At 62.2% G+C, this 17,207-nt stretch carries 14 protein-coding genes; 5 read left to right on the top strand and 9 right to left on the bottom strand.

What is annotated here, in order from left to right:
* Positions 1 to 9: 9 nt before the first annotated feature.
* On the bottom strand, positions 10 to 471 hold the full coding sequence (locus ACN19L_RS05990) for an ABA4-like family protein (protein WP_426492619.1): 462 nt from the start codon (positions 469 to 471) through the stop codon (positions 10 to 12).
* A gap of 178 nt (positions 472 to 649) precedes the next feature.
* On the opposite strand from ACN19L_RS05990, the gene ACN19L_RS05985 reads away from it, so the two are divergent.
* Positions 650 to 1,324, top strand: a complete 675-nt coding sequence (locus tag ACN19L_RS05985) for a hypothetical protein (protein WP_426492618.1) — start codon at positions 650 to 652, stop codon at positions 1,322 to 1,324.
* 28 nt (positions 1,325 to 1,352) lie between these two features.
* On the opposite strand, the gene ACN19L_RS05980 is transcribed toward ACN19L_RS05985, so the two are convergent.
* A complete protein-coding gene (locus ACN19L_RS05980) occupies positions 1,353 to 2,468 on the bottom strand; it encodes an AMP-binding protein (protein WP_426492617.1) in 1,116 nt (371 codons plus the stop codon).
* 154 nt (positions 2,469 to 2,622) lie between these two features.
* Between ACN19L_RS05980 and ACN19L_RS05975 the strand changes: the two genes are divergently transcribed.
* Positions 2,623 to 2,841, top strand: coding sequence for a hypothetical protein (locus ACN19L_RS05975; RefSeq protein WP_426492616.1), 219 nt, complete (start codon positions 2,623 to 2,625; stop codon positions 2,839 to 2,841).
* A 26-nt stretch (positions 2,842 to 2,867) separates the two neighbouring features.
* On the opposite strand, the gene ACN19L_RS05970 is transcribed toward ACN19L_RS05975, so the two are convergent.
* The 7 genes from ACN19L_RS05970 to ACN19L_RS05940 all read right to left on the bottom strand — a co-directional run bounded on the left by ACN19L_RS05970 (position 2,868) and on the right by ACN19L_RS05940 (position 11,212).
* Complete coding sequence (locus tag ACN19L_RS05970; RefSeq protein ID WP_426492615.1) at positions 2,868 to 5,432, bottom strand: beta-galactosidase trimerization domain-containing protein; 2,565 nt, start codon at positions 5,430 to 5,432, stop codon at positions 2,868 to 2,870.
* 130 nt (positions 5,433 to 5,562) lie between these two features.
* Positions 5,563 to 5,928 (bottom strand): DUF6370 family protein, encoded by a 366-nt coding sequence (locus tag ACN19L_RS05965; RefSeq protein WP_426492614.1) that lies wholly within the window; start codon positions 5,926 to 5,928, stop codon positions 5,563 to 5,565.
* A gap of 98 nt (positions 5,929 to 6,026) precedes the next feature.
* A complete protein-coding gene (locus tag ACN19L_RS05960) occupies positions 6,027 to 6,539 on the bottom strand; it encodes a hypothetical protein (protein WP_426492613.1) in 513 nt (170 codons plus the stop codon).
* A 192-nt stretch (positions 6,540 to 6,731) separates the two neighbouring features.
* Entirely contained in the window at positions 6,732 to 7,556 is an 825-nt protein-coding gene (gene menB / locus ACN19L_RS05955) for a 1,4-dihydroxy-2-naphthoyl-CoA synthase (protein ID WP_426492612.1), read from the bottom strand.
* A 16-nt stretch (positions 7,557 to 7,572) separates the two neighbouring features.
* The gene (gene menD, locus ACN19L_RS05950; RefSeq protein ID WP_426492611.1) at positions 7,573 to 9,501 is read right to left on the bottom strand and encodes a 2-succinyl-5-enolpyruvyl-6-hydroxy-3-cyclohexene-1-carboxylic-acid synthase; all 1,929 of its coding nucleotides are present in this window, start codon (positions 9,499 to 9,501) and stop codon (positions 7,573 to 7,575) included.
* A 62-nt stretch (positions 9,502 to 9,563) separates the two neighbouring features.
* Positions 9,564 to 10,784: a chorismate-binding protein gene (locus ACN19L_RS05945; RefSeq protein WP_426492610.1), complete on the bottom strand. Its 1,221-nt coding sequence runs from the start codon at positions 10,782 to 10,784 to the stop codon at positions 9,564 to 9,566.
* Positions 10,781 to 11,212, bottom strand: a complete 432-nt coding sequence (locus ACN19L_RS05940; RefSeq protein ID WP_426492609.1) for a hotdog fold thioesterase — start codon at positions 11,210 to 11,212, stop codon at positions 10,781 to 10,783. The genes ACN19L_RS05945 and ACN19L_RS05940 overlap by 4 nt, the downstream gene beginning before the upstream one ends.
* A gap of 205 nt (positions 11,213 to 11,417) precedes the next feature.
* Between ACN19L_RS05940 and ACN19L_RS05935 the strand changes: the two genes are divergently transcribed.
* From ACN19L_RS05935 to ACN19L_RS05925, 3 genes are all read left to right on the top strand, one after another.
* Positions 11,418 to 12,041, top strand: coding sequence for a histidine phosphatase family protein (locus ACN19L_RS05935; protein ID WP_426492608.1), 624 nt, complete (start codon positions 11,418 to 11,420; stop codon positions 12,039 to 12,041).
* 628 nt (positions 12,042 to 12,669) lie between these two features.
* On the top strand, positions 12,670 to 14,397 hold the full coding sequence (locus tag ACN19L_RS05930; RefSeq protein ID WP_426492607.1) for a pyruvate dehydrogenase complex dihydrolipoamide acetyltransferase: 1,728 nt from the start codon (positions 12,670 to 12,672) through the stop codon (positions 14,395 to 14,397).
* 182 nt (positions 14,398 to 14,579) lie between these two features.
* Positions 14,580 to 17,132, top strand: coding sequence for a TonB-dependent receptor (locus ACN19L_RS05925; RefSeq protein ID WP_426492606.1), 2,553 nt, complete (start codon positions 14,580 to 14,582; stop codon positions 17,130 to 17,132).
* The last annotated feature ends 75 nt before the right edge of the window (positions 17,133 to 17,207 follow it).

The following is a 17,207-nucleotide window of genomic DNA, read 5'->3' as shown; positions in this document are numbered from 1 at the left end:
AAGGAAGCGTTAGGAGGGAAGAATTGGAGCAGAAATTTGTTTCTCGCGGCCATAAAAGCGGCGTGCCAGGGTATAGAGCAGCAGCCCCACCGGCCCGAACAGGAACGTGAGTAGCAGGCAGGGCACCAGTAGCAGGTGCGGCACGCCGCGCCGCCGCGCATCCCGGCTTTCCCAAATGCCTAGGCACAGATCAAAGCACAGGTAATGCACCCAGCCCGCCAGCAGCGCCCAGGGGTTGCGGAACAGCACGGCCACATCGGCCAGTGTGCTGAAGCCGCCTTCCCGGGCGTGCGCCCCCAGGTAGTGGCTGCCAATGAGCAGCGCGTAGCAGCCGGCCAGCACCAGAGGCAGCGCGCCGCTGAGCACCACCCACTGCGTGACGCGCCAGCGCGGAGCCAGCACCAGCAAGGCCCAGCCCAGCAGAGCCACCGGATTAGCCAGGGAAAACAGGAAGTCAGGAGTCAGAGCCATGCGCCGCGCAGATTGGTTTGGTGCCGTAAACATGCACGAACCTTCGCAATCTGCCGGCGCAAAACCTGGTGAAGTGCGGTTTCAGCAAGCCGAAGCAACGGGTCTGCGGGGGTGAAACGACAACTACTGCCACGCCTGCCCGTACCTTTGGGCCGTGGAAGCTGCTTGTTTGCGTACTGTGTTAGTTGGACTGGGGCTGACCCTGGTCCCAGCCCTGGCCATAGCCGGCCCAGCCCCGGCCGTAGCCGATGATACCACCTTCGTGCGCCAATCGCACCGCCGGGCCGTATTCCAGTTCGACCAGCGGTTTTCAATCCTCAATGGCGAAATAGTTGGCATCAACGGGCTGAAAGGCGGCATTGAGTGGCGCGGGCGCTGGCGCGCCGGTCTGGGATTTTACCGCCTGTCGGGGGGCGTACCTACCCGCGTGCCCCAGCCGGTGGGCACGCCCCCCGGCACCCGCGACGAAGTGCGCTTCCGCTACGCAGCAGGCTACGGAGAATACGTATTTATCGGCAATCCGCGGTGGGAATTGAGCCTACCCCTGCAGTTGGGCGTGGGCAACTACTACACCAAATACACCTTTCCCGATGGCAAGGTGCAGCGCACCAATCGTCAGGTGTTGTATCTGATAGAACCCTCTATGGCCGCGCACTACCGCATATTCCGCTGGGTAGGGTTGGGGGCCGGAACCGGTTACCGGCAAGTATTCGCCTCTGGTAGGTTACCCGAAGACCAAATCAGCGGCTACATCTTTTTCGGCCGCGTCAAGCTCTTCCTTGGCGACTTCATCAAAGTTGTACGCGGCCACGAACCCCTGTTTACTCAGCGGGGGCTCAAGCGGGAGAAGTAGCAAACAGCTTGAAAAAATGCGGTTCGTGCTACCGCACCGTACGCAGGGTGCTGAGACGGTCGAGTTTGCCCGACGCCGTGGTGCGGAACTCCGGCACGGCCACCAGCTCCCGGGGTACCTCGTATTTATCCAGGCGCTGGCGCAGCAGGTGCAGCAGGTGTTCCTGCTGCGTTGCGGTTAATTTAGCGCCCTCCAGAAAAGCCGTTACCTGCTCCCCCAGGCGTTTGTCGGGGCGGGCGGCTACAAAGGCGCGGCGGCTCAGGTTCAGCTCGGTGAGGGCCACTTCCAGCACCAGTTCCACCTTCTCGGCCTGTACCTTTACGCCGCCGGTGTTGATAACAAAGTCGGCGCGGCCGAGCCACTCAAAGCTGCGGCCGTCGGCGGCCAGTGAAATCCGGTCGTTGGTGGTGATGAGTTGGTTTTCCGTTACGTCGGCGCGCACGGTGAGGCAGCCACGCGCGTCCTGCCCCACCGTAATGCCGGGCAGCACCTTGTACGGGAGCTGCACATTGGGGCCGTTGAGGCGGCGCAGGGCAATGTGGGAGGCCGTTTCCGTCATACCATACGTCACGTACACGGGTACCCGCAGCTGCTGGATGTCCTTTTCCAGGCTGCGCTCCACGGCAGCTCCGCCCACCAGAATAGCCTTCAGGCGGTTGAGGCGGGAAGCGTGGCCGGCTGCCAGCACGGCCCGCAGCTGCAGGGGCACAAAGGAGGTAAAGTCGAATTCGGCCGCGGCGGGTACCAGGGCCAGCGGGTCGGCCTGAGGTTCCACAATGGTGAGGTGCATGCGCCGCTCCAGGCCGCGCACCAGCATCATCAGGCCACCCACAAACTCGCAGTTCAGGCACACCAGCATCCGGTCGCCAGGACCCAGGTCGAAGTAGTCGCCGGTGCGCCGGGCCGAGGCTTCCAGCTGCCGCCGCTTCAGCTGAATCAGCTGGGGCTGGCCGGTGGAGCCGGAGGTGGGCAATCCGAACTCCTGGGCCCCGTTCAGCCATTGCCGCACAAAGTCCAGCACCCGGGCCTCGTAGCCGTTCAGATCCTGGGGGGCGCGGGCGGGGTACTGCTGGATATCCTGGTAGCGAAATTCGCGGCCATTGAGGAGCAACGAGTCGGGGAGGAGGTCAGTTTCGGAAGCCATAGCGCAGGATGGAGAGGAAAGAGGGGCAAGATAACCGCTGATAAAACCACCCGCGCAACTAAACCTCCCACGCGCGAGAAGATAAACGGGTCGGGGGCTTGACTATGAGGTGATTACGGGTGTATCTTAAATACGTCACTAATCTCCGAACGCCATGTCCTTGCCCGCACCAAGTCCGTTCGCACAGGCCAAGATCTTCGTGTTTCGCCGCTACAGCACGCTCCGTGACGAGGGAGCGGCCCCGGCCGCCAGCCCCGTTGCCGAGGCCGCCCGCCAAGCCCGGAAACGGCTGAAAAAGCGGGCGAAGAACGAGCGGTTGCGCAATTTTTTCGGCTGGTGCGCTGGCTGTGAAGCCTACGGGTCGATATTTTAGCGGAGCACTCCCCGCCTGAAGTGGCATCAGTAATACAGTTGCAGCACGTCTACATCGGCCACTGGGAGGCGCACGGTCACGCGTGTTCCGGTTTGCTGGAAGCGCAGGCTCCCCCGCTGCCCCGAGGTAGCCCGGCGCACGGGTTTGTCGGCGGTAACGGTTACCTGAATTTCCTGCGGCGTACCGCTCCAGTTGAGCAGCGTTACGGCTACGCCGGCGGCGCTGTACAGTGCCGGGGCTTCCACCAGCGGCTTATCCAGCTGTACCGGCAAATTGGCCCGGGCATCCAGTACAGGCTGCACCAGCAGACGGCGCCAGCCCGCCGCGAAGCCGCTGGGCAACCCGCCGGTGTAGGTGGTAGCCGAGTGGCGGTAGGATAGCCCCGGGTAACAGGCAAACCGGATAATGCGGCCATTGCCCAGGCGGCGTTCCGTGACGGCCGGCGTTCCATCCTCAAACTGCTCAAGTACCCGGGCATCGGGCTGTACGGAGAGCTTTTCCCGCTCGCCGAATACGGTAAGGGCCCCGCCCGCTGCCGCTATCTGTCCTACTGGTTTGGCATCGGCATACTGCAGGGCCGGCAGGCGCAATGCCGTGACTGGAGCCACGCCGGCCGCTTGCAGCAGCATGCTGGCAGGTTGATGGTATCGATCAAACGCCATACTGCCAGCGGTAGTCACCAGGGTGCCGCCCGCATGTACCCAGCGCAGCACAGCTTCCGTTGATTCCTGCGGTAAATCGGGCGCGGTTACGTACAGTACCTTGGTTTGCTGGAAATCGGGCTCCGCCAGCTTCTGCTCATCCACAAACCGAACCGGTACGGCACTGTGCTGTAACGCCAGAAAAACCCCGTGCATATCCACCATGTAGCCCATCCGGCCGGCATCCAGATACGGGTTGGTGGCGTCGATGATACGGGGTGGATGCACAAACTCCTCCAAGTCCCAAAGCGGGGAGCTTTGGGGCGTGAGAATAGCAACCGGCGAAATCTTTGCCTGGCCGGGGTAGAGCAGGTCTTCGGCCTTCGCCACCAGCCGCATGCCCTGTGCCAACGGCTTAAACACGGATAGATTCTCGGAATAGCAATTGCCGGGGAAATTATACTCGGGGCCAAACGTGAAAAACTGGATAGTTTTAGCGCCGTGCCCCACCAAGGCCAACAACTTCTGAGACATGCCCCCCGGCCGCTGCCCCGATACGCGCGGAATCACCAATGAGGCCATGCCTACCTGACCCAACTCGGCCGCCGCCCGCAGCCGGGAGGCGTAGAACGACCATTGCGGGGCCATATCATCCCCGAACCAGTCTTCGGTGGCAATGGCGGTAGAGCCTCGTTCCCGCCCGAATTCCAGCCAGTCATGCTGGCCCATAGCGGCATTGGGGCTGCTGCCCTGGTCGTTGTTGCCAATGGGCCCCGGCTGGTACGCCAGACCCATGAAATTGTTGAAATTCACCAGCACCGGTACCTGCGGGCGAATTGCGGCCTCGTAAGCGCGGGCCACTTCGCCGAAAAACCGCGCGGAAGCCCACGGTACAAACCGGTTCGACCAATAAAACAGCCGCCGGGAGGGCAAGTCGTGGTACTCCTGACGGCCAATGAGCTGCACTTGGTCCCAAGATGCTTTGCCCAAGCTGGCGGGCTTCAGCCCTCGCTCTTGCAGGTACGCGTGGAAAGCGGCTAAGGCATTGGGGTCTTTGTTGAATTCCTGGTAACGGGCCGGGTAGTACCAACCGGGCTCATCACTGGTTACCCAAAATCCAATATCGTCCTTTTGCCAACCCGCTGCCAGTAAGGGCGCAATTTGGTCCTGCGCAAACTTCATAAACTCCACTTGGGGCTGCGGATTGAAGTTGAAAGCATACCCCGGCGGGCTGTACACCGCTCCCCAAACCTTATGAATACCGGCTGCCTTCACTGTGGCTGTCAGATGGGCGGGTACCGGGTGCAGCGCATTAAAGCCCAGACCGCACAAGCGCCGCACACCTTCGCGCCAACTCAGGTAGTCATCATCGGCCCCAATGTACCGCTCCCCGAATAGAATTTTTTTTGGCCTTTCCTGCTCTGGCAGAAAGGCCGCTTTCAGCGCCTGATCATACACCCGGCGGCCGTGGCCGGCGTAGGTATCCATGTGAATCTTTTGGTCAGTGCCCTTCCACAGAATGAGGCCCATATTGGAGCCGAACAGCTCGGCTTCCGTCATGCTGGTTTCGCCGCCAACGATAACACACTGCACCTGCGCCTTGAGCGTGGGGAATGAGGCGGCACCGGTGGGCGTAATGCGGGCATTGGTGGCTACCTGCCAGAAGGCGTTGTTGGCGTTGTTGTACGAGGTCAATACCTGCTCGATGCCAGCGCGGGTAGAGGCGGCCCACCCACTCCAGGCCGTGCCCTGAAAGGTGACGGCCTGGGTATTGCCCGTCAGTAACAGGCTGAATGACTGGGCCGCGGCCGGCGCTTTCCCTTGCACGCTGAGAATACGCACCCGCACCCGGTAATCGGGTACCTCCTTGGCGGTGGGAGCCGCTACAAGCAATACAGGTAGGAACAGGATGCCAAGCAGGAAGAATATCCGGGCCAGAAAAACGCGCATATAACAATGGGAGAAGAGTCAGAAAAAACCGGGGGGCGCCCCTGAGTTCGAACAATGAGGTAATGCACACAGCACAAAAAAGCACCAGCAGTTGCGTGCTGATGCTGTACGAAGCAGGGTGCTTATAGGGCTACGGAGCAGACTTTGCTGCCGCCGGCTCAGGCAACAGCTTGAAATATGTAGCCACGAACTGGTTATTGACCACCTGACCCTGCACTTCCGCTTTGCGGATGGCCTGGCAGAAGCCGTCCTTGGCGTGGGCGTCGCCGTGGGAATCAATAGTGGTGCCCTCCACGAAGTAGGCTTTGCCATCGATGCGCACGGCCAGGTCGCAGCCCTTGCCTGGCAGGCCCAGGCGACACTGCCCGCAGGAGGCTTCTACCGTTTGGATCGGTGTGGTAGAAACAGCAGCGCCCTGGGCAGGGGCGGCAACCGATTGAGCGCGCGATACAGCAGCCGAACCGGTCAGTAGCAACAGTAGCAATAACGACTTCATGGCGAAAAGCAGAAAAGAGAAACGACAAACCAAAGATTTGGGCAATGCAGCCATAGGCTGCTGACTATCCTGTAGCTGCGCTGGCCGCATGAAGGTAGTTATACGGCCGTCAGTAGTACTGAGGAGGTCATCATGGCCAGGTAATAGTTGGTGCAGTGGGTTGCGCAAAGCAGCAAAATGGGTTTGGCCGCCAGTTGCTCAAACTCCGCAGAGCTGCTGATGGCGTACTCGTAGTTGCCGGTTCGCCACTTGAAGTCAGGCTGCAGGTGCAGCAGTTCCTGGCCTGCCTTATCCAGCAGTACGTAGTCGTTTTTCAGTACCGAGCGGTTTTTCAGCACGAATACCCGACTTTCTTGCCCGAGCCGGGACTTGAGCACGATGCTGCCGTTCCAGTGCATTTTAAAGCTCAGGCCCACGGCATCGTGTTCCTTCACCTCAATGGTGGTACCCCAAAATCCCCGGGGCTCGGCGCGCAGGCTGGTGCCATCGGGCAGGGTCAGAGTTGCTTTGAAGGAAAACCACTCGGCATACTTCAGCTGGCCCAGTACAGCCCCGTCACTTAGCAGCGAGAAGGTGCGCGTGTCAGTTGATTGAACCTGGTATCCGGCCATATTCTCAGGGTAAATCGGTGGAATTAGAAACCTGCCTCATTGGCTGCTCCGCTGCCTGGTTTTTCCGGGTTTCAGTGCGTGAGTAGGAACGGTGGCAATATAGCAGGAGGCTACGAACAGGCCTGTGCGGCCGCAATAAAAACGGCCCGCTCCACGAATGGGGCGGGCCGCTGATACTGTGCACTGCCGGGGTTACGGGAACTTGGGGTACTTGTCGAAGTCGGGCTTGCGCTTCTCAATGAAGGCGTTTTTGCCTTCTTTGGCTTCCTCCGAGAGGTAGTACAGCAGCGTGGCGTTGCCGGCCAGCTCCTGAATACCGGCCTGCCCGTCCAGCTCGGCGTTGAAGCTGGATTTGAGCATGCGCAGTGCCAGGGGGCTTTTCTCCAGAATTTTGTGGCACCAGGCCACGGTGGTTTCCTCCAGCTTGTCCAGCGGCACCACTTTATTTACCAGGCCCATATCAAGGGCTTCCTGGGCGTTGTACTGGTCACAGAGGAACCAGATTTCGCGGGCCTTCTTCTGACCTACCACGCGGGCCAGGTAGGAAGCGCCGAAGCCGCCGTCAAACGAACCAACTTTAGGACCAGTCTGGCCGAAGCGGGCGTTTTCGGCGGCAATGCTCAGGTCGCAGACTACGTGCAACACGTGGCCGCCCCCAATGGCCCAGCCGGCCACCATGGCAATAACGGGCTTCGGAATGGAGCGAATCATCTTCTGCAGGTCCAGCACGTTCAGGCGGGGCACGGTGTCCTCGCCCACGTAGCCGCCGTGGCCCCGCACGCTCTGGTCGCCACCCGAGCAGAAGGCTTTGCCGCCCTCGCCGGTCAGGATAATCACGCCGATATCGGTGCGGTTGCGGCAGATGTCCATCGCCTCAATCATCTCCTGTACCGTGAGGGGCGTGAAGGCGTTGTGTACCTGCGGGCGGTTGATGCTGATTTTGGCGATGCCGCCGTGCTGGGTGAAGAGAATTTCGCGGAACTCCTTGATCGGGGTCCAGGTAAGTTGTTCGGCCATGAGAGGGGCAGTTACCTTATGGAGTGGAAAATGATGCGCGTACCGCCGCGCGGTACTGTTCAAAGAATTCGGCGTTGGTCGGGCTGTCGGTGGTTATTTCGAGCAGCGCCGCGCCGGATTCAGCTGCAAAGAAAACCGGTAGCGCCGACTCTAGTTCAGTAAATGTGGAAACCGGCAGGTAGCGCAGCTTAAAGTCGCGGGCGGTATTCTCGGCTGTGAGGGGCTGGCGGGTTTCAAAAAACTCCTCCAGCTCCGGCTGCTGGCGGGGCCCGTCGATGAGCCGGAAAATGCCGCCCGCGTGGTTATTAAGCAGAATTACCTTCAGGTTGGGCGTGGGATAGTTGTGCCAGAAGGCATTCCGGTCGTAGAAAAACGCCACGTCGCCGGTGAGCAGCACTACGGGCCGATTGGGTTGGGCCAGGGCAGCGCCCACGGCCGTGCTGGTGCAGCCATCAATGCCGCTGGTGCCCCGGTTAGCAAACACTTCCACTATGCGGCCCGCCGGTACGCCCAGAATGTTGGCGTAGCGCACGGCCATGCTGTTGGCCAGGTGCAGGGCTGTGTGGTCGGGTAGCTGCTGCAAGGCTCGGTAAATGGCCGTAAACTCGTTAAAAGGCTGATTTAGCTGCTGCATAAACTCCCGCAGAAAGCCGGTGGCCCAGTTTTCGGCGGCCTGCCAGGGGCGCAGGTACGCGACTTTAGCCGGAGCATCCGCATCAGCGGAGGCCCACGTCAGGCGAACCGGCTCGCCCAGCGGCTGTGGGCGGGGTGCTACGCGGGTGGCATCCTGCGCGGGGGCGTGGCCCCGATTGGAGTCGAATCCCTGCGGCTCTGCGGAATTTGTGGGTTCAGCTGGAATTGAACCAGCAACGTGCTCTTGCTGAGAAGAAACGTGAGAATCTGAGCTTAACTCGGCAAAGAAATCAGCCGGTTCCATGCGCACAATCTTGGTCAGCGACTGGAACGTGTCGGCTACGGCCCCGGCGGACTGAATGTGCCAGTGTTGGGCCGGCTTGACGTTGCGCAAGTACAGTTTGAGGGCCTTGGAAATGAGTGACTGGCCGAAGGTGATAAGCAGCTCCGGTTTCAGCGCCTCTTTCAAACCAGCTTCCGGCACGGCCATAAACACGTCCTGCCGGCCCAGCGGAGCATTGCGCTGGTCGTAGCCGGCGGCGGCGGGCAGGTGCAGATTGGCAATCAAATCACCCACCACTGGTATTTGATAAGCAGCCGCAAACTGCCGCACGGCCAGCAGCAAATCGGCGTCGTAGCGGTGCTGGCCGGCTACTACCAACACGCGGCTGGCGCTCCGAATGGCGTCGCGCAACTCCTGCAGCTGGGCAGCGGGTAGCAGCGGGCGGCCCGGCAGCTCCCGCGTTACGCGCACCGGCCCGAACAGCAGTTCCTCGCCTTGTTTGGGGTAAAATGGCTCCCGCAGCGGTACGTTGATTTGCACCGGACCAGCCGGAAACTGTTCGGCTAAGCCAATGGCTTCTGATACAATGCGGGCGGCGTGCCACTGCGCATCGGGGTGAGTCGTGTCGGCGGGGAAAGTGAATGAGCATTTGGCGTGGGCCCCGTACAAATCCGCCTGCCGAATCGTTTGGCCGTCGAGTTGGTCAATCCACTCCGGGGGGCGGTCAGCGGTGAACACCACCAGCGGAATCTGCTGGAAATACGCTTCCGCTACGGCCGGCGCGTAGTTGAGGCCGGCCGTGCCGGAGGTGCACACCAGCGCCACGGCCCGCCGTTGCGCCTGGGCCAGTCCCAGCCCGATAAAGGCGGCGGCCCGCTCATCGGGCACGGTGCGCACCTGAATATCCGGGTGGCGGGCGAAGGCAATGGTCAGCGGCGCGCACCGGCTGCCCGGCGACAACACCACATCAGTAACGCCCAGCCGGGCACAGATTTCGGGGATATTATGAACGGCTTGCAGCAACGACATATAAAAGGCGGTATGCGAGAACCCCGGGCGGTGAACCGTAATCCAGAGTCATAAGCGGAAGTTTACTGTAAAATAGCCCCGATGGTGCGCAGCTTCAATTCGGTTTCCTGCCACTCCCGGGCTGGCTCTGAGTCGATGGTCAGGCCGGTGCCCGCGTAGAGAATGGCTTCCTGGGGCCGCAGCTGCAGGCAGCGCAGGTTTACGTACAGGCGGGCCACGCCGGCGTCGGGCAGATTCACGGGGCCGAGGAAGCCGGCGTAGTAGGCCCGGTCGTAGCCCTCGTGCTGGCGCAAAAAATCCAGGGCCGGCTGCTTAGGTACGCCGGCCACGGCCGGCGTGGGGTGCAGCAGCCGCAGCATATCGGTGCCCAGAGTGGGGAAGGGAACTTCATGCAGCTGCACGGCAAAATCGGTGCGCAGGTGCAGCAGCTGCCCGGCCGTGACGGTGCGCGGACCCTGCTCGTCGTACTCCCACAGGCGCAGCTGCTTGAAGCAGTTTACAATGTAGCGGGCTACCATGGCGTGCTCCTCCAGGTCTTTGCCGGCCCAGCGGGCGGTGGCGGGCTTCATGCCAGGGAGCAAGGGCTGGGTGCCGGCCAGCGCCATCGTCCGGAACACATGGTGCTCATCCACCTCAGCCAGCACCTCGGGCGTTGCGCCCAGCCAAGTGCCCACGCCCGGCGCACTCACCAACGACACAAACGCATTGGGGTAGCGGGTTTGCAGATCCTCAAACGCGGCCAAGGCATCAAACCCCGCCGGGAGCGGCTGCCGCACGGCCCGGCTGGATACCACTTTGCGCACCGTGCCTGCTTCAATAGCGGCCACGCCGGCCGCTACCAACGCCTCGTACTCCTCGCGGGAGGCGGTGGTGGGTGCCGGTTGCCGGCTCACGTGCCAGGGCAGCTCGTCAGCGTCGGCGAGGGCGGCGAACCGCTGGCGCAGCTCCGGCAGCCGGGACGCGGCGGTGGCACTTACCTGAATTTCCTCGGGCCGGGCCAGGTCAAAAAACAAGTCGGCGGGCAGGAACAGTGGCGGGTTGTGGTCGGAGTCCCGAAAGGGAAAAAACGCAAAGCCGGCGGGGGCAGTCGGCTCCAGCGCCGGGGGCAGACCGGCGTAGGCGGAGTCCACTTTCAGGCACAGACACAACCGGGCGTGCTGGGTATTGGGCAGCCGCCACAGCGCCACCGGCCGGCCGCTGGTAAGGGCCAGCGCCACCAGCCGCCGCAGCCGGTCGGGCACGGGGAGCTGGGGCTGCCAGGAAATGCGCTGCAACGAACTCATGCCTGTGGTTTGGCTTGCGGCAGATCAATAACCGCCATGGTAAGGCGGCTGATGCACACCAAGGCTCCGGTTTCCTCGTGGGTAATCCGGATTTCCCACACCTGCGTGCTGCGGCCCACGTGCAGCGCCGTGGCCCGGCCAATTACGTGGCCGTCGCGCACACCTTTCAGGTGGTTGGCGTTGATTTCAAGGCCTACGCAGGCTTGTTTGGTGGGGTCGATTTTGGTAGCGGCACCCACGCTGCCCAGGGTTTCGGCCAGGGCCACGGAGGCCCCGCCGTGCAGCAGGCCCATGGGCTGATGGGTGCGGCCATCCACGGGCATGCGGCCTTCCAGGTAGTCGTCGGTGAGGGCGGTGAGTTCGATGCCGAGGGCGTCGGCCAGGGTGGGGCGGGTGCTTACCCAGTGGTTAAGTTGCTCCAGCGTCATAGCGGGCGGTAAGAACAGCGGCGCCGGCCGGCAGGGTGGGGCGGCAGCCTGATAAAGGGTCAAAAGGCGGTACGGTAGATAACCGTTTCGGGGCGAAAAGGTACGGGGCTTGGGGCAGGTTGCGGCTTGGTAGCTCTACAATTGGTGCATCCGAGTACCGGAAAAGCCCGTACTTTAACGGCATAACCAGCAAAAGCAGCGGGAAATGAGCGTCAAAAAAATCTACCTCATTCGCCACGGGCAGACGGATTTCAACGTGCGTGGCATTGTGCAGGGCAGCGGCGTCGATTCTTCGCTGAATGAGGCCGGCCACCGGCAGGCGGCCCGCTTTTTTGCGGCCTACCGCCACGTGCCCTTTGACAAAGTGTACACCTCCCTGCTGCAGCGCACCCACCAATCGGTGCGGGGATTTCTGGAGCTGGGCCTGCCCCACGAGCAGCACGCCGGCCTCAACGAAATCAGCTGGGGTACCCGCGAAGGCACGCGCATTACCCCCGAGGAAGACGAGGAATACCACACGGTGCTGCAGGATTGGCGGGCTGGCCGCACCACCGCCCGGCTGCAGGGTGGCGAAAGTCCCGAGGAAGTAGCCGCCCGCCAGCGCCCCGTAATTGAGTTGCTGACCGCCCGGCCCGAGGAGGAAACCGTGCTGGTGTGCATGCACGGCCGGGCCATGCGGGTGCTGCTGTGTCAGCTGCTGGGCTACCCGCTCAGCCAGATGGACAGCTTCGAGCACCACAACCTCTGCCTCTACCAGCTCGATTATACCGGCTCCCTGTTCACGGTGCGCAGCTTCCTGGATGTGCGGCACTTGCAGGAGGCGGTATGAGCACGCTGTGGCGGGTGGCACTGAGCGGTTTTCTGGCACTGCAGTCAGCTGCCGGCTACGGCCAAACGCGTGCCGCACCACGAAGACAGGCGCAACCAATAGCTGCCGCAGAACCAGAAGTGCCCTTTAGATGCTACTTTCCGCCCAATTGCTTTCGGCCGGCAAATCCTGCCCAGCTTCCGCTGTCCACTACCCACCCAGGGCTGGAAGGGAAAGTGTTCGTACGGTTCATCGTCGACTCTACGCTGACTATCCGGGATATGACTGTAGCATGTGCCCGTCTGAAATGGAAACAGAATGGCCGGTTGTACGCCGCAGATTGTCAGCACCTGACGACACCTCAGCAGCAGCAGATAGGGAAACTAGTCTTCCCGCTGGTCCGGCAGATAAAACTGGTAGCTAATCCTTCCGCTCCTCGTAGCCGCTGCCAAAGCGAAGTGTGGGCGGTACCGGTAACCGTGAGGTAAGGCACATCAACTCTTCAACCCGAATAACGGGGAAATGAAATTCCTGGAATGCAAACCGGCGAAAATTCGCTGTTTTTACACTGATTTGCGAAGAAAGGGTTTCGTTTGCAGCCCCGAATTTTCGGGCTAATTTTGACCCACTCAATCCAACGACGATACCGATGGCCGAACTCATAAAAATGCCCAAGATGAGCGACACGATGACCGAAGGGGTCATTGCTTCGTGGCTCAAAAAAGTAGGCGACAAAGTAAAATCCGGGGACATTCTGGCGGAAGTTGAAACCGACAAAGCCACAATGGAGCTCGAGAACTACGAGGACGGCACGCTTCTCCATATCGGCCCGAAAGAAGGCGACGCAGTACCCGTAGATGGCCTGCTGGCCATTGTGGGCAAAGAAGGTGAGGATATTTCGGCCCTGCTCAGCGGCGGTGGCGCGGCTCCGGCTGCTCCGGCCGAAGCTCCCAAAGCCGAAGCTGCCCCGGCACCTGCACCTGCACCTGCTCCGGCTCCCGAAGCTCCCAAGGCGGTTCCCGCGCCGGCTCCGGCCCCCGCTGCACCGGCTGCTCCCGCCGGAAACGGCAAAAAAGCCACCATCATCCGGATGCCCAAAATGAGCGACACGATGACGGAAGGCACCATTGCCGCCTGGCTCAAGAAAGTAGGCGACAAAGTGAAATCCGGCGACATCCTGGCCGAAGTGGAAACCGACAAGGCGACCATGGAGCTGGACAACTACGAGGATGGCACCCTGCTCTACATCGGTCCGAAAGAAGGCGAAGCTATTCCGGTGGATGGCGTGCTGGCCATCATCGGCGAAGAAGGTGCCGATGTACAGGCCCTGCTCGGCGGTCAGTCGGGTGGCAGCGCGGCTCCGGCTCCGGCCGCCGCGGAAGCTGCTCCGGCCGCTGCTACTACCTCGGCCCCCGCGCCGGCCGAAGCGGCTGCTCCGGCTCAGAACGGTGGTCGTATTTTCGCCTCGCCCCTGGCCAAGAGCATTGCCAAGGACAAAGGCATTGACCTGAGCACCATTAAAGGCTCGGGCGAGAACGGCCGCATTGTATCCCGCGACCTGGAAGCCGCCCCGGCTGCTGCTGCTCCGGCTGCTGCCCCCGCTTCGGTGGCTCAGCCCGCCGCGGCTCCGGCACCGGCCGCCGCACCGGCTCCGACCGCTGCTGCCCCGGCCGCTCCGGCTGCTCAGCCCGCCGATGGCACCTACACCGACACGCCCGTGTCGCAGATGCGCAAGGTAATTGCCCGTCGCCTCTCGGAAAGCCTGTTCACGGCCCCGCACTTCTACCTGACCATGGAAATCCTGATGGACCGGGCCATGGAAGTGCGCACCCAACTCAACGCCCTGTCGCCGGTGAAGCTCAGCTTCAACGATATGGTGATTAAAGCTGCCGCTGTTGCCCTGAAGCAGCACCCCGCCGTTAACTCCTCCTGGCTCGGCGACAAAATCCGCCAGAACAAGGTGGTGAACATTGGCGTGGCCGTAGCCGTGGACGAAGGCCTACTGGTGCCCGTAGTGCGCAACGCCGACGGCAAAGGCCTCAGCAGCATCGCCACCGAGGTGAAAGAGCTGGCCGGCAAAGCCAAGAGCAAGAAGCTGCAGCCCGCCGAGTGGGAGGGTAGCACCTTCACCATCTCCAACCTGGGCATGTTCGGTATTGAGGAATTCACCGCCATCATCAACCCCCCGGATGCCTGCATCCTGGCCGTGGGCGGCATCAAGCAGACGGCCGTGGTAAAAGACGGTCAGCTGGCCATTGGCAACGTGATGAAGGTAACCCTGAGCTGCGACCACCGCGTGGTGGACGGCGCTACCGGTGCCGCCTTCCTCCAGACGCTGAAAGCCCTGCTGGAAGACCCCATGCGCATGCTCATCTGAGCCTGACGCTTCGCTTACCTCCGAAAGCCAGCCCCTCGCCGGGGGCTGGCTTTTTTGTTGCCCATTGCGCGAGTTGCGGCCCGAAAAGGGGTATTTCAGGAGAAAACGCCTATACTTACCAGCAGCGGAGCTTGCGCCGGCGACTCTGCGGTTTGTGTTTCTTTCACCAATCAGCAGACTATATGAAGCAGCCTCTATTGGCTCTGACGCTCGGCGTCGCAAGTGTAACCACCGCCTTCGGGCAAGGCCAGACGCTCTCCGGGCAGGTGCTGGACAGCGCCGGCAAACCCGTCATCGGGGCCACGGTAGTGGAGAAAGGCACCAACAACGGCACCGCCACCGACAACGCGGGCCGCTTTACCCTGAAAACCCGCACGGCCAGCCCCCGCCTGCAGATCAGCTCCATCGGCTACGGCTCGCAGGAAGTGGCTGCTACCGGCGGCGAAGTGAGCGTGCGGTTGTCGGATTCCTCCACCAGCCTCGGCGACGTGCAGGTGGTGGGCTCGCGCAGCCAGAACCGCTCCGTCACCGACTCCCCCTCGCCGGTGGACATTATCGACCTGCGGGAGGTGACTACCAAAACCGGCCAGCTCGACGTGAACCAGCTGCTGCAATTTGTGGCGCCCTCATTCAACTCCAACCGCCAGACCGGCTCCGACGGGGCCGACCACGTGGACCCGGCCTCGTTGCGGGGCCTCGGCCCCGACCAGACGCTGGTGCTGGTGAACGGCAAGCGCCAGCACCAGTCGGCGCTGGTGAACCTGTTTGGCTCCCGCGGGCGCGGCAACACTGGCACCGACCTGAACGTGATACCGGCCGCCAGCATCGAGCGAATTGAGATTCTGCGCGACGGCGCGGCGGCCCAGTACGGCTCCGATGCCATTGCCGGCGTGATTAACATCGTGCTCAAAAGCTCGGTGAACGAGCTGACCGCCAGCGCCAACTACGGGGCCTACGACGCCCAGTACCGCCGCGACGACCAGCAATTCGACGGGGGCAACCTCAACGCCAACGTAAACTACGGCCTGGGCCTGGGCGAGCGGGGCAGCTTCGTGAATGCCACCCTCGACTTCAACCAGCGCCAGCACACCCAGCGCGCCAACGTGCCCGCCCCCGACGGCCTGGCCCGCCGCGAGTACGGCGACCCGAAGGTGCAGAACCTCTCGGCCTACCTCAACTCCAAATTCGCCCTTTCGGAGCGCAGCCACATCTACGTGTTTGGTGGGGCCAACAAGCGCACCGGCGACGCCTACGCCTGGACGCGCTTCGCCGACGACGACCGGAACGTGCCCGCCATCTACCCCAACGGCTTCGACCCTATTATCACCAGCGACATCTGGGATGCCTCGGCGGTGGTGGGCCTGCGCACCAAATTAGGCGAGTGGGACCTGGACTTGAGCAATAACTTCGGCTCCAACCGTTTCGAGTACGGGGTGAAGAATTCGTTGAATGCCTCGTTGGGAGCGGCTTCGCCCACGTCGTTCAATGCCGGGGGCTTCCAACTGCAGCAGGATGTGGTGGGCCTGGGCCTCACGCGCAACTACAAAACCGTGCTCAATGGCCTGAACCTGGCTGCCGGGGCTGAGTTCCGGCGGGAGTGGTACTCGCTGTTTGCCGGCGAGGAAGCCTCCTACCGCAACTACGACCCCAGCAAATCGGGCGGCTCGCAGGGCTTCCCGGGCTACCAGCCGAGCGACGCCATCAAGGCCGACCGGGACAACGTGGGCGCCTACGTGGATGCGGAATTGAGCGTGACCCCGCAGTGGCTGCTGGCTGCCGCGCTGCGCTACGAGCACTACACCGACTTCGGCAGCACGCTCAACTACAAGGCCTCCACCCGCTACAACCTGACCGAGTTCCTCACGCTGCGCGGCACCTACAGCACCGGCTTCCGGGCGCCCTCGCTGGCCCAGATCAACTTTAACTCCACCTTCACCAACTTCATCGGCGGCAGTCCGGTGGAGGTGCTGCTGGCCCGCAACAACAGCGCCGTAACCCAGAAGCTGGGCGTGCCCGCCCTCAAGCAGGAAACCTCCAACAGCGCCAACCTGGGCCTCACCAGCCGTATCGGCTCCTCGCTGAGCCTGACCGTGGACGGCTATTACATCAAGGTGAAGGACCGGGTGGTGCTCACCAGCCAGTTCTCGGCCGATGACCCGGTGATTGGCCCCGACCTGACGGCCCTGAATGTGGACCAGGCCCAGTTCTTTGCCAACGCCGTGGATACCCGCTCGCTGGGGCTGGATGTGGTGCTGAACCACACGGCCCGGCTGGGGGAGGGGCGGCTGAACTCGTCGGTGGCGGCCAACATCAACCACCTCAAAATCGACCGGGTGCAGACAACCGGGCGGCTGGCGGGGCGGGAAGATGATTTCTTCGGGCCCCGGGAGCAGGCTTTCGTGAAGGCTTCGGCTCCGCCCTCCAAAATCAACCTCACCTTCGATTACCAGGTGGGCCGCTTCAGCACGCTGCTGCGGTTTGTGCGCTTTGATAAGGTGCGGCTGGTGGATTTCGACGGCAACGACATGAACTACGCGGCCCGCGTGACCACCGACCTGACGCTGAGCTACGCCCTGACCGACCACCTGCAGTTCTCGGTGGGGAGCACCAACCTGTTCAACCGCTACCCCACCTTCTTCAATCCCATCAACACCGAAACCGGGGGGGCCTGGGACCCCGTGCAGATGGGCTCGAACGGCCGCTTCTACTTTGCCAAGCTGCAGGCGCGGTTTTGATAGGTTGCGGAACAATTTTGCAGATTATTTCAGCCCGTTATGCTTCGGCTTTAGCCGGCATGACGGGCTGAACAG

The sequence above is a fragment of the Hymenobacter sp. 102 genome (assembly GCF_049949205.1).
Taxonomy (GTDB): domain Bacteria; phylum Bacteroidota; class Bacteroidia; order Cytophagales; family Hymenobacteraceae; genus Hymenobacter.
This window is presented reverse-complemented; position numbering and strand designations above follow the sequence as displayed.